The sequence below is a fragment of the Cellvibrio sp. KY-GH-1 genome (assembly GCF_008806975.1).
Taxonomy (GTDB): Bacteria; Pseudomonadota; Gammaproteobacteria; order Pseudomonadales; family Cellvibrionaceae; genus Cellvibrio.
On sequence record NZ_CP031728.1, the window covers coordinates 4,952,260 to 4,965,750 of the forward strand.

At 45.7% G+C, this 13,491-nt stretch carries 10 protein-coding genes; 7 read left to right on the plus strand and 3 right to left on the minus strand.

The features are described from left to right. Positions 1–78: 78 nt before the first annotated feature. Positions 79–1,893, minus strand: a complete 1,815-nt coding sequence (locus tag D0C16_RS20825; protein WP_151034119.1) for a bifunctional UDP-sugar hydrolase/5'-nucleotidase — start codon at positions 1,891–1,893, stop codon at positions 79–81. Beyond that, the gene (locus D0C16_RS20830; protein WP_151034120.1) at positions 1,890–2,498 is read right to left on the minus strand and encodes a PEP-CTERM sorting domain-containing protein; all 609 of its coding nucleotides are present in this window, start codon (positions 2,496–2,498) and stop codon (positions 1,890–1,892) included. The genes D0C16_RS20825 and D0C16_RS20830 overlap by 4 nt, the downstream gene beginning before the upstream one ends. 409 nt (positions 2,499–2,907) lie before the next feature. Here D0C16_RS20830 and D0C16_RS20835 point away from each other — a divergent pair, with 409 nt between their 5' ends. From D0C16_RS20835 to D0C16_RS20855, 5 genes are all read left to right on the plus strand, one after another. Beyond that, on the plus strand, positions 2,908–5,127 hold the full coding sequence (locus D0C16_RS20835; RefSeq protein ID WP_151034121.1) for a hypothetical protein: 2,220 nt from the start codon (positions 2,908–2,910) through the stop codon (positions 5,125–5,127). Between the two features lie 108 nt (positions 5,128–5,235). Then, on the plus strand, positions 5,236–5,979 hold the full coding sequence (locus tag D0C16_RS20840) for an NYN domain-containing protein (protein WP_151034122.1): 744 nt from the start codon (positions 5,236–5,238) through the stop codon (positions 5,977–5,979). A 162-nt stretch (positions 5,980–6,141) separates the two neighbouring features. Continuing rightward, entirely contained in the window at positions 6,142–7,548 is a 1,407-nt protein-coding gene (locus D0C16_RS20845; protein ID WP_191968580.1) for a P-loop NTPase fold protein, read from the plus strand. Between the two features lie 146 nt (positions 7,549–7,694). Next, a complete protein-coding gene (locus D0C16_RS20850) occupies positions 7,695–8,036 on the plus strand; it encodes a hypothetical protein (protein ID WP_151034124.1) in 342 nt (113 codons plus the stop codon). Between the two features lie 307 nt (positions 8,037–8,343). Continuing rightward, positions 8,344–9,933 carry a right-handed parallel beta-helix repeat-containing protein gene (locus D0C16_RS20855; RefSeq protein WP_151034125.1) on the plus strand — a complete coding sequence of 530 codons (1,590 nt, stop codon included), beginning with the start codon at positions 8,344–8,346 and terminating at the stop codon, positions 9,931–9,933. A 70-nt stretch (positions 9,934–10,003) separates the two neighbouring features. Here D0C16_RS20855 and D0C16_RS20860 read toward each other — a convergent pair whose 3' ends face one another. Next, a complete protein-coding gene (locus tag D0C16_RS20860; RefSeq protein WP_151034126.1) occupies positions 10,004–11,620 on the minus strand; it encodes a hypothetical protein in 1,617 nt (538 codons plus the stop codon). A 428-nt stretch (positions 11,621–12,048) separates the two neighbouring features. Here D0C16_RS20860 and D0C16_RS20865 point away from each other — a divergent pair, with 428 nt between their 5' ends. After that, complete coding sequence (locus D0C16_RS20865; RefSeq protein ID WP_151034127.1) at positions 12,049–12,591, plus strand: sigma-70 family RNA polymerase sigma factor; 543 nt, start codon at positions 12,049–12,051, stop codon at positions 12,589–12,591. Continuing rightward, positions 12,588–13,298 carry an anti-sigma factor domain-containing protein gene (locus D0C16_RS20870; protein ID WP_151034128.1) on the plus strand — a complete coding sequence of 237 codons (711 nt, stop codon included), beginning with the start codon at positions 12,588–12,590 and terminating at the stop codon, positions 13,296–13,298. Before D0C16_RS20865 ends, D0C16_RS20870 begins: the two co-directional genes overlap by 4 nt. Positions 13,299–13,491: the final 193 nt, after the last annotated feature.

Consider the following 13,491-nt stretch of genomic DNA (forward strand, 5'->3'; position numbering starts at 1 on the left):
TTGCGATCCTGGACTTATTTTTAATAAACCTGAAAACATAAACAACAGGCCGCGCATTGCGGCCTGTTGTGTTGGGCATTAATTCAAACGATTGATTCGGTTTTGCGGGCCGGGCGCAATTTGCACTCCGGGTTGGGAGGAATCCGCGTCGTTCGCTGTGTTTTTAAAATACGCTTCCAACGCATCGACATCTTGCGCGCCGCCCAGGCGTTGGGTGCCTTTAGCGAGTACGTAAAATTTGTCGCCGCCGTCTGCCAGAAAATTATTCACAGTAATGCGATAGCTCTGCAATGGGTTAATTTCAATTCCATTGAGTTGAATAGATTCGCGCGCAACTTTATCGCATGCGGCGCCGGCGGCAGACCAGCTGTAAGTAAATCCCGCTGAAATTTGCAGAATGCGGTTAAACGCTTGGCCGGTGGTATCCGTTGCCGGGTAATTCCATTCCGCTGGCGCATTGCCCGCGTGGCAACCGGTGAATTGCTGCTCCAATAAAATATGCATTTGTTCGCCGGTTAAGGTCAGTGTTGTGAGGCTATTGCCAAAGGGTTGTACGGTAAATACTTCGCCGTAAGTCACCTTGCCATCACCTTCCCCTGCGGCGCTTGAGGTATACAACAAACCGGGCGAACGAATACCGCCGGGGTTCATAAATGCAACGCGCGCATTGCCTTTTTCTGCACTGGCGGTGGCTTGCAATTGTGCATCGGCAATTACATCACCCAATGCAGATTCGCCCGCGCTGTTAATGCCGGAGTCCGGCATGGCGGCGGTAATATCGCCGATCACCCGGTTGGCAATAGGCATGGCAAGCGTGCGGTATTTGCTGACCAGCGCGGCGATTTCCGCATTGGGTACTACGCCAGTCGCAGAGCGATCCACAAGTTTATTTTGCGCATTAATCGCGGTGATGTCTCCGGATCTGTCGTTGATGGTCAGGTTGATGTCGGTGAGTACCCGGCCAATGCTGTTGGCACTGGTCACCGAAATGGAACGACCTGCGCTATTTTTTACCCGGCAGTTATAGGCTTGATGGGTGTGACCAGAAATCACCAGATCCACTTCGTCATGCAAACGATTCACAATGGATTCGACCGGTGTGCCGGATAATCCGCCCACACAGGAATTGATGGTATCTGCTGCTTGCGTAACTGGCTGTGTTCCGCCTTGATGAATAAGTACCACCACAGCTTTCACGCCGCGTGCGCGCAATTTGGGGATGAGCGCATTCACTGCTGTGGCTTCATCGGTAAATTCCAGGCCGGCAACGCCGCTGGGAGAAACGATGGTCGGAGTTTCTTTCAAGGTCATTCCAATAAACGCAACGCGAACTTTGCCAAAGGTTTTTATCGCGTAGGGCGCGAACAGGGTGTTGCGATTACTGGTATCCAACACATTCGCCGCGAGAAATGAAAAGTCTGCACCTTCAAAGGGAACCGGTGTTCCTACTACCGCGCCCTGGCAAGAATTGGCATCCACCGGGTGGCAGCCGCCGTTTTGCATGCGCAATAACTCCGCGCGGCCTTCATCAAATTCGTGGTTGCCCACGGCATTAAATTCCAACCCCAAGCGATTCATCGCTTCAATGGTTGGCTCATCGTGAAACAAGGCAGAAATTAACGGCGTCGCGCCAATTAAATCGCCCGCAGAAACAACGACATTGTTGGGGTTCTGCGCCTTCAGGAAATCCACATAACCTGCCATCCACTCAACGCCGCCCACCGGAATGGTGGGCGATGCCGTGGCCGCATTTGCGCGCAAATTACCGGGTGCTTCCAGCTGCCCATGAAAATCATTAAACGCGATAATTTTCACTGGAACTTCAGTGGCGAATACAGCGCAAGAGCTAGCGGGGATGCACAGCAGTGCGAGTAATTGATTGATCAGTTTCATAGTGAAACTCCCGGATTGTTAGTTGCGCGCAACGCATATTGACGACGCAGTCCGAATGCCAATAAACCAAACCCTATTAACAGAATTGCACCTGGCTCATCGGCCTCAACGATTTGCAATGCGCCGACAGTGGCCATGTATGGCAGCCCCATTTCATCCTGTGCGGATTGCTGTAAAAATCCGCTCACCGTGTAAGTGCCGGGTTCAAGCTGCAGGCGCAAGCGACTAAACTCCGCGAGCGACCAGGCGTAATCCGCATCTATACCCGCAAAATTGCTAGAGTCAGCGGCAACACTGGAGGTAGCGAATTTTTTACCGTTAATCACCACAGAAAACATATCGCCTGCAATACCTGCATCGACAATATTTAAATAGCTGCTCTTCAACAGCGAAAACGAAAATACCAATGCCGAGCCATCGCCCACATAACCCAGCGGCGCATCACTTTGCGCATCAACCCACTCGGTATTTCCCGATTGCGCGATGAGCGGATCAACATCAAATAAATACCAATTACCGGTACCCGGAATAATTTCTGTCGCGCTCGCATGAGCGGCAATAGCACTGAATAAAACGCTGGAAACCAGCACAAGAAAACGACGCATATCCTTCTCCGTTAATAAATACCAATATCGCACCCCTATGGCGCGCTCCGGCAAGATGTTGAACGAGGGATATGAAAATTGCTTGATGAATTAATGACAGTTTTTATATTGTAGGGCCTTCGTAAACCCAACCTCGGGTTTACCGCAGTGCTGAGCTTAAGGGTGCCAACGCATACCGGTAATAGGCTGTAATATATGCCAGGCCCGAAATTGGTTATGGTCGTAGGTCGGGCTTACGAACTGCTATCTTTTTGAGGGTGCCTATGTGCCCAAAACGGACTTTGGGCACGTGATCGTTATGTTCTCAAAACGCAAGTTCATGCAGCTGTATATGTTTCTATAAAGAAGCTAGTTGTCAAAAATACACCAACCAAATTCAAAATAATTTACAGGAAATGGAAATAAAATTGTGAACAGATTAAGTCTGAATTTTGTGAATTGTTACGGAATAAGAAAACTGAAAGCTGAGCTTGAATTCAAGCGAAAAGGTTTCGCCATTTACTCACCAAATGGCGTGATGAAAACATCATTTGCGAAAACAATGACTGATTTGGCTGGCGGTAAACAACCATGTGACTTAGCTTTCCCTCTGCGAAAAAGCGTTTTTGAAGTTAAACTCAATGGGCAGCAGTTAAAAAGTGATGAGATATTCGTTGTTAAATCTTATGATGAAAATTATTCATCCAATGAGGTATCCACGCTATTGGCAGATTCAGAATTAAAAAGTAGATATGAAGCGGTTCATAGGGAGATTGGTGAAGCAAAGAAAGCACTTGAAATAAAATTGCGCATCTTGGCTGGCTTTGGAGAAAGATCAAAGGAAAATCTCGATCCTATTATCGAGAGCGTTTTTGGTGATGAATATTATGATGCACTATTTAAGTTAAAGGCAGAGATTGACTCCGCTGTGGAGGAGTCCTTTTGGAATGCAAATTACAAAATTATATTTGATCCTAAAGTTGCTGAATTCATATCAGATACGTCAGTCACTTCCGATATTGAAGAGTATGCAAAAAAATATGACGAGCTTACTGAGAAATCACCGATTTTAAGAAGGAATTTTCAGTACCAAAATATCCTTCAAATTCAGCAAAATCTGGAAACCAATAATTTTTTCAATGCCGGGCATAGTTTACGTTTGAATGATAGGAATGGGTCAGGAAAAACAGATATTGATACAGATAAATCGCTTTTGGAAAAAATTGAGGCCGAGAAAGAAAGGGTTATTAATGATTCTTCTCTTGTCAAGAAATTTAATACCTTCAATGCCAAGCTCAAGAATAAAGAGCTGCAATTTTTTCGTGATCATATTGCTGAAAACCAGCATATACTCAAAGAATTGCGAAATCCTAATGAATTTAAGCGAAAGCTTTGGGTGCAATATATTTACAAGGCAAGAGAAGATTTTGATCGACTTATCAGTATGTACCAGATCGGAAAAGAAGAGCTTGCGGTCATAGTAAAAGAAGCTCGCTCTAATCCAAATGACTGGGACTCTGTCATAAAGGAGTTTAATCTTCGATTTATACACCTGCCATTTCAACTCGTAGTTGTAAACAAGTCGGACGTAATTCTCAAAGGAATTGCTCCTTCGCTAGGGTTTAAATTTGTTTGCGGTGAGGAAGAGCGAGTTTATGCTGAAAAGCAGAAAAATGACTTGCTTCGTGTGCTCAGCACGGGGGAAGCCCGCGCGTTGTACATTCTTAATGTCATGTTTGAAGTCTATGTTCGAAGGAAGCTTAATAAAAAAACATTATTTGTTTTTGATGACATAGCAGAGTCATTTGATTATAAGAACAAATTTGCCATTGTAAATTACCTTCAAGATGTAGTGAATTACGATGATTCGGATTTCTTAACTATCATTCTCACACATAACTTTGACTTTTTAAGAACTATTGAAAGCCGGATGATTTGTCCGGCAGATCAATGCCGAATGGCCTTCAAAAATGAGGAAGGAATCAAACTAAGTGATTTCAAGCAATCTGATATTCAAAATCCATTTCATAGATGGCAAAGCAGGCTGGCAGAAAGCGTGATTCAAGTTGCCTATATTCCATTTATAAGGAACTTGGTTGAGTACACCCAAGGCGCGAAAGACAAAAATGGAAATGACACTGCTGATTATTTAGCTCTCACATATATGCTTCATTATAAACATCAGACTGAACAACTTAAACTGGCTGACTATAAAAAAATTTTCGAAAGAACACTGTTAAATGTTGAGTTCCCAGATGTGGATGAAAATATTACGATCTTATCGCATATATTCGCTACGGCAGATCAATGTCTAGATGCAAGTGACGGAATAAATCTAGAGCAAAAGATAGTTCTTTCGATGTCGATTCGTATCTGGACTGAAAGATATATAATTCAGGAAATTTGCAAAATTGATTCATCTTATGATCCTGCAAAAAAGCAAGCTGGGCAATTAATTGGAAAATATAAAGCCCAGTTTAGTGAGCGCGCAGAGGATATTGACATAATGAAAAGGGTTAACCTAATTACTCCTTCCAATATTCATATCAATTCATTTATGTACGAGCCGATTTTGGATATGGGTTTTGACGAATTGAAGCGGCTATATCAGGATGTTAAATCTAATTTGATATCGGATTCGGTTAGTTGAAGTTATCATCAATATAAGGATGCCCGATTTTGGCCGATTTGTTCTGTGCCCGAATAATGTGCAATATGATTTGATATCACTACGTTAGAAAAAATTAAGGAAGTTACAATGTCGGACCCCAAAAGAATTGCTCTTTTAATTGATTGCGATAATGTTAGTCATAATTCAATCGAAGGAGTGTTAGCCGAATTAGCTAAATATGGAGCCGTGAATGTAAGGCACGCACATGGTGACTGGAATAATCCTTCTTTAATCGGTTGGATAGAGAAACTTCATCCAAATGCCATTAGGCCCATGCAACAATTTGCTTATACAAAAGGAAAAAATGCAACTGACTCAGCAATGATTATCGATGCAATGGATTTGCTCTATAGCAAAAACGTCGATGCTTTTGCATTAATGACTAGCGATAGCGACTTCACTCCTTTAGTTCTCAGAATTCTTGAAAGTGGATTACCGGTTTATGGTTTTGGCCAAAAGAAAACACCCAAGCCATTTGTCGATTCCTGCTCGCCCTTTATCTATATTGAAAATTTAATACCTGAACCTGAAAACAAATCCGAAAAACTAGAAGACCAACTGCCACCCGCTAAGAAAGGTAGAAGTGATCTAAGAAAAGATACTCATCTGGTGAAGCAGCTAAGGCTTGCAGCCGAACAGAGCTCCGGGGATGACGGTTGGTCTTACATGGGACAAGTTGCTAAATATATATCTAATAATAGTTCATTTTCACCTTTGAATTATGGCTACGCAAAACTAAGTGACTTAATAAAAGCAAGCGAATTATTTGAGATTGATATGAGAAGCAATGGTTCGGCAATGTATATTAAAGATGCCCGCAAGCAAACTTAGCTAGAAATTCCGCTCTTGGCCGTTATGCGTCGGAATCGACTTGGCATTTGGTCGAAGATAGCGTGAAAGTCACTTGCGTGCCCAAAGCGAACACTGAAGCAATTTAAACATAAATTGAAAAAAACCTCTAATCAATTTTACCTTAAGCATGGGATGGATATTTTGAATTTAAAGCTCAATCCACTCAAAATTGAACCAAATGACCCTTTCAAAAATGACCTTTTGGGCAGAAAAGAAGAAGTGCTCAATCTGTCATTGCTCGCTGCTAACGTAAACTCTCCAGCAGTGATAGCAATTGATTCTCGATGGGGTACAGGTAAGACAACTTTTATCCGATTGTGGGAGCAGCATCTCAAAACAGAAAAATTGCCTTCTCTTTACTTTAATGCTTGGGAAACTGATTTCTCTGACGAGCCATTAGTCTCTTTTCTAGGTGAAATGAATGAAGGTCTAAAAAGTCTCATCGGCGTCAATCAACAGGCAAGCGACGCATGGGAAAAGGCCAAAGCCGCTGGAAAACAAATTGCAAAGCGAGGAATTCCTGCATTGGTGAAAATTGGAACTGCGGGAATTATTGATGCTGATAAAATAATAGAAGATGAGATTATGAAAGTGACTGGCTCATTGGCTGGTGATGCACTCGATAATTACCTTCAGCAAAAAAAAGCAATATTCGAGTTTCATGAAGCGTTGACGAAATTTATTAATCAATCAGCGGATGGTAGGCCATTAGTAATATTTGTTGATGAGCTGGATCGCTGTCGACCAAACTATGCAATAGAATTACTGGAAAGAATTAAGCATCTCTTCAGCACAAAAGGTTTGGTTTTTGTGTTAGCTCTTGATAAGAAACAGTTAGGACATTCAATTCAGGCTGTCTATGGTAATGGAATAGATTCAAATGGGTATCTTCGTCGGTTCATCGACTTTGAGTATCAGCTTAAGGAGCCAGACAAGGCTAACTATATCAATTCGCTATTTTCTTCATTAGAGCTGGATAAATTTTTTGCACCAAGGAAACAGTACTCTGAGCTTCAGTACGATCAAGAACATCTAAAAAATGTATTCGTAATGCTTGCAACTGGTCTTCAGCTTTCATTGAGAGAAATTGAGCAACTTCTTGCGAGTATTAATATTGCAATTAGAACCGCTAAAGAAAATGAGTATATTTTTCCTGCATTGTTGGTCTTCTTGGTAATTTCAAAGCATTTCAATTTTGATGCATATGAACGATATATCGCGGACGAGGGAGAGGAATTTGAACTAATCGACTATCTCTATAAAATAGTGTCTGCCAAGAAGAGAATTGATAATTTTGAATGTGCCTTAGTTGAAGGCCTTCTGATAGCTGCGAAGAATAATCAATTTAAAAAGAGTGAATCACCGAGATTGTTGAAACACAAAGAAATTCTTAAAAATGAACAGTTAGATTTCAACGAAAGGAACTACTCTGAGATAGTTTGTAATGTTGTTAGCAGACCCTCAGCTAGGGGTGGAATGGATCTAAAGAGACTAAAAGACCGTATCAACTGGCTCAGCAGATTTGAAATTTCAAGTGCTTCAGAATAAGAAAAATTGGGTCCGCAGAACACTAGCCAACTTCCCTTCTTGGTCGGTATGCGACATTGAATAGGATGTTTGAAATATGGCTAAACTAGAAAAAATTTTTGATTGCTCGCTTCGGTATTGTAAATGACTTTGGTAAGGAATCTGACATGGCCGATTATGCTTCTAAATCTACTGCTGCTGAATCACATAGTGCGGCGCCACAGGCTCGCGCGGCGCGAACCGATTCTCCGGTTAATTCAATCGTCAACGAGCCAGTGCAGGCCGAGCAAGTGGAAGGGGTTGAAGGCGAATCGGAGTTGATCCAAACCAAGATGGATCTCGGGGTAGGCGCCGAGCGCGCGGGCACCGGGTTCGATAGTCGCACGCAATCAATAGCGCAAACAGCTCGTAGGTTGGGCAGTTATGCCCAACAAATCTATTCAATAATTCAACATGTTGGGCATTGCTGCCCAACCCACACAAATGCCAATGTCCGGTTGTGGTCATAAGCAATATCTATTTGCGCCCCAATTACAATTGGAGAATCGACAAAACCGAAGCTATCGGCTCAATTCCCCCAGCTGCTCACTGCAAAGAATCCCTCATTATCCCCAATCAATGGAACTTGCGGGGCATTTCCCGTATGATTGTCGCCGGCAAAAGCATCCCCGGTTGTTTTGGTTTGCATCGGTCTACCAAGAATGGGTCATCAAGCGCCCATCACAATAATTATAAATGTACCAAGCAGTTTTCATGGCTCGCCTTTTTTGCAAAGGTTAGTTGCGTGAATACCAATAACAATTCGCGGAGATCAGTATGCGCTATTCCTCTATTATTTTTTCTTTATTGGCGGCTTCAATCGCCAGTCAGGTGCTGGCGGCCAATCGCCCCTCGGGTTACACCACCATTTGTAAAAGCGATCAAACCTGTTCTGTTGCCTCGGCGACCAATGTGGCATTTGGCCGCAATGATACGTTTACCTATAAAGTATTAACGGGAACCTTTGTGTGCAGTGAGGCCACATTTGGCGCGGGCACCAAAGTGGCGGGTGGTGTAAATGAGTGCTCTATTCCTGCTGCTGCCAGCTCTGTTGCTTCGAGTAAGCCGGTGGTTAGTTCTGCAGTTTCTTCCAGTAAATCCAGCATTGCTTCATCGGTTGCGCAAACCAGCAGTTCAGCAAAATCCAGCAGCGTTGTTGCTTCAAGTTCGGTGGCAAATAACAATTGTTTGGGCAATATCAGCGCGAGCAAAATTTATTATGTTTCCAAAAATGGTTCGGCCAATGCCAATGGCACCAGTTTTAGTTCGCCGCTGGATTTAACCACTGCCCTTGCGCAAGTGAAGGCCGGTGAAATGTTGTTGCTGGAGCCAGGCACTTATTCTGTGCCTTACACCGCCGGTAAAGCGAATACCATTACTTTGTCCAAGTCGGGCACTGCATCTGCACCTATTCGCGTGGTGGCCGCCAATTGCGGGCGCGCCGTCATTGATTTTTCCTTTCCGGAATTGGCGTGGGTGCAAGATTCTTATGGCATTTATCTAACGGGCAGCTACTGGTATTTCAAAGGCATTGAAATTACGCGCGCGGGTTATCAAGGCGTTTACGTCACGGGCAAATACAATACCTTTGAAAATTGTGCCTTCCACAATAATCGCAACACCGGCTTGGAAATTAATAAAGGCGGCGCCTATACCACCGTGATTAATTCCGATGCCTATCGAAATTATGACCCCAAGAAAAACGGCAGCATGGCCGATGGCTTTGGGCCCAAGCAAACACAAGGGCCGGGCAATAAATTTGTGGGCTGCCGCGCCTGGGAAAACTCTGATGACGGTTTCGATATGTTCGACAGCCCCGAGATCGTAACCGTGGAAAATAGCTGGGCATTTCGCAACGGTGTGGATGTATGGAATTACGGCAGCTTCGCGGGTAACGGCAACGGTTTTAAATTGGGCGGCAATAAAATCGTAGCGCGCAACCGCATCACCAACTCCGTGGCCTTTGATAATCCGCTCAAAGGTTTTGATCAAAATAATAATGCTGGCGGTCTAACGGTGTTGAATAACACTGCCTATCGCAACGGCATTAATTACGGGTTGGGTAATCCGGTCAATTCCGGCGAAAAACATTATTTAAGAAATAACATTTCCTTGTCGGGAACTGTGAGTGTATCCAATGCGGATAGTAAAAATAATTCCTGGGATACCGGCCCCTCGGCAATTGCAGCGGATTTCGCCAGCCTGGATTTATCCCTCGCTACTGCCGCGCGCAATCCTGATGGTTCTTTGCCGAACAATAATTTGTTCCGCTTGAATGCGAACAGTGCGCTGATTGATAAAGGTGTCAATGTGGGTTTGCCTTACGCCGGTGTTGCACCGGATTTGGGGGCGTTTGAGAAAAAATAACGGCCATGCCACAAGGGCGCGCGATTATCGCGCGCCCTTGTAGTGTGCGATGGTCGTTGTAAGCAGGCGGTCAGCTTTCTCCCGCAATTTGCCATAGGCACAGGGAGTCGTTCGAGTCTGCATCCCCGATGGTGGCAAAGAGCGATGGATCGGTTGGGGACCATATCGCTGAACCTTTATGGGCAATACGAAGATAAAGTTCCTGATTCTTGTTGGTCGATGTAATTACCAAATCCTGCCCATTGGCGGTTAACCACAGCGTGCCATTGGCATTTAATTGGCGCGGTGAGTGTTGTGAGCGCCGTTCGATAAACGATAGTGCCATGCGTCGACTATCTTCGTCGGCAGTGTCCATATCTACCGGCCGCTCCTGGTCGCCGCAAACTTCCCAAGTGAGAATTTCAACAAGCGCCTCTGCTTTTTCTTCGTCAGGTCGCGCTAGCAACATATCACCCGAATCGGGATGCCAACCAATCATCTCCCGATTCCAATCGGAAATGGCGAGCACCTGGCCTTTGAGTGAGTCAATCACTAATACCCGGCCCGCAGAAGTGCCGAACTGATTTCCTATTTGGAGCGCAAAAAAATGTCCTTCGGCGCTCCATGAATAATCGCGCACGTAATACCCGGGAGGAATGACATGGTCCAGCTCGAAGCGCCGCAGGTGATTTTCAGCAATGCCATTGTCACGAATCGCATCCGATACCTGAAAGAGGCTTAGTGCGCGCGCGCCACCATCGGGCGATGAAATTCCTGCTCCGTCCATCATCAGCAATTGGGCGTGCCCGGGGCGCCATGGGTTGGGCGTATCGTTGGGCCGACCGATAGCGTCGAGTCCACCCGGGCGCAATCGCGTGGGCGTCAAATCGATGCGAATCGGTTCGAAGTGCCCAACGTGAATATAGAGTGTTGGTTTACTTGCTGCGTTATATGAGGCGAGATCTATGTAGTAGCAAGGCAGCAACCCCCTGCTTGGATGCACGCACCAACGACACCATTTGGGCGGCTGTCGCCAGAGTAACGTCGGACGTTGTGAATAATGATCGGAATCAAGCGCCAAGCCTTGCGATGATACGCGATACCGCCGGACGCCATGTTGATCGCAGGCTATCAAAATTTCCTTGCCGTCGTCGGACCAGCTTTGGAAAATGGGGGCAGCGGCATATTCAGAAATGAATAATCCATTCTTCACTTGGCGCACGCCGTGCGTTTCAAGAATACTTCGCTCACTGCCTCTGGCATAAAAGTGACGTTCGGCATTTTTTCGGGCAATGGCGTTTACTTGAAGTGGAAAGCAGGGCATCCAGGATGCACGCGGCCTTTTGGGCGGTGGTTTGAGATAGGTAAAGGCGGCTTTTAATGAGGAGAGTTCGTCAGCCGATGGGAATTTCACAATAACAGTTTCAGCCGCAAAAGCGCCTGCCTTTGACTCATCGAGCAACCTGGTTACAGCCTCGGGGATTTGCTGCACCACAACCACCGTGTCTTTCTTTTTGACCGTGATGATTAACGCAATCACTCCCGCTATCGTCCCGATTCCCGTCCACCACAGACCTGGGTCGCTGATAAAGCTGTCAATCAATAGGTCAACGTGAGCCATTACACTGGTGATAACGTCATGGCACAGGGTTGATGAAAAAATTTTCTCACAGGAATCTAACGCCAACTCCCTCTTCGTTGCTTGCATGTTGGTTCCTCATAGTTGTTGGTGCCGTTGTCACGCTCATCAAAAAAATAGTGTCCAAATATTAAAATTAGTTTTACCGCATTAATTTTCGTTACAGCATTACGTTTCTCAGGATGTTCAGTACAGTATTTAATAATCACGCAACTGCCAAGTCAGCGGGCATTAGAGACTCTGAAAGATTATAAATATTGGGAATATAAAAAGAAAAAATGTTCTTTAACAATGAATTGTCGGTAAAAGGTACTCCGCCATCCCCGGCGCCCGAATGGACGCACCCGCCCGCTTACCCCAAACAGCTGCTAGGCTCAGTTAGCAAAAAAAGTTGAATCCAAATATCACCCTGGGCCGTATAACCATCGAATCGGCCCAATTCTGTCGGAGTACAGGGGGGTTCATAACAACCGCATTAATAACTAGAGCACAGCATCATGGATACGAATTACGATTTTTTGCATCTGCTCAGCGCCACGGCGCAGGGCGATAGGCAGGCGTTTGCGAACTTGTATCGCCAAACGGCGGGGCAGTTGTACGCAATCAGCCTGCAAATGCTGCGTCGGCGCGACCTGGCTGAAGAGGCCGTTCAAGAGGCTTATGTCCGTATTTGGCACAACGCGGGCGATTATCAGCAGGAAAAAGGCACTGTGTTGACCTGGATGATCAGTATTGTTCGCTATCGCGCATTGGATATGTTGCGCGCGGCAAAAAGCCGGCGTGAAACCGGTGACGAATTATTGGAGGAGGCGGAAGACGATCACACGCCCGAGCGCGAGTTGTATGAACAGCGCGATCGGGTGCGTATTGATCGATGTATGGATCGCTTGGAAGACGCGCAGCGCAGTGCGATAGAGCTGGCTTATTTTCGCGGGCTTACCCATATGGAAGTGTGCGAGCAAATGGAAACGCCCTTAGGAACCATCAAAACCTGGATTCGGCGTGGTCTGGAACGTTTAAAAAGGTGCCTTGAATCATGAATTACCTTACCGAAGAACGTCAAAGTGCATTGTCTTCCGAGTATGTGTTGGGAAGTTTGCAAGGCCCGGCACGCATTCGTTACCAACGCTTGCTCATGCAACACAACAGCCTTCGCCATCACCTCTGGCGGTGGGAAAGCCGGCTGAATGAATTGGGTGGTGCGCTACCTGCTGTGCAACCTCCGCCCGAAGTGTGGGAGCGCATTCAAACCCGCTTGGGTTTCAATAGCCTGCCGGCTAAGGGTGATTCGGCCAATGTTGTTACGCGTTTGCCGCAACGCAAGCCGCGCGCATTGCAATGGTTTGCGGGTCTGTCGGCGGCCGCAGCCATTTTGCTGGCGGTATTGCTTATTAATCTGCAACCGAGCGAATCCTTGCTGCCGGGGCAAATTGCGGTGGTACAAAGTGAACAAGCGCAAGCGCTCTGGCTGATTGAATTGCGTGACGATCAATTACTGGTAACTGCTACGGATAAATTCAAACCGCTGGATAATCAGGATTACGAATTGTGGATGGTTGCTGCCGATGGTCGCGCGCCGATTTCCTTGGGGATCTTACCCAAACAGGGCAAGTTGAGCCTGCCGCGTTCGGTATTGTTTGATCAGTTACAAGTCGCTGCACTGGCGGTGAGCCTGGAACCGCTGGGTGGATCGCCAACGGGCCAACCGACCACCGTGCTTTACACCGCCGAGTTAGTAGCTATGTAATCTAGCGTTATCTGTTTTTAACCTTTATACCGGCAGCTACATTTTTAACTGACGAGTAAACGTAATAACGACGATGAAACGTCACATAAACCCGCCCTTGGCGTAATGCCACGCGCGGGTCTTTTTTTATGCCATCGCGTGCTGCCGATAATTAACTTAAAAATAATTAAAAAATAATTAAAAAAAGTGAATC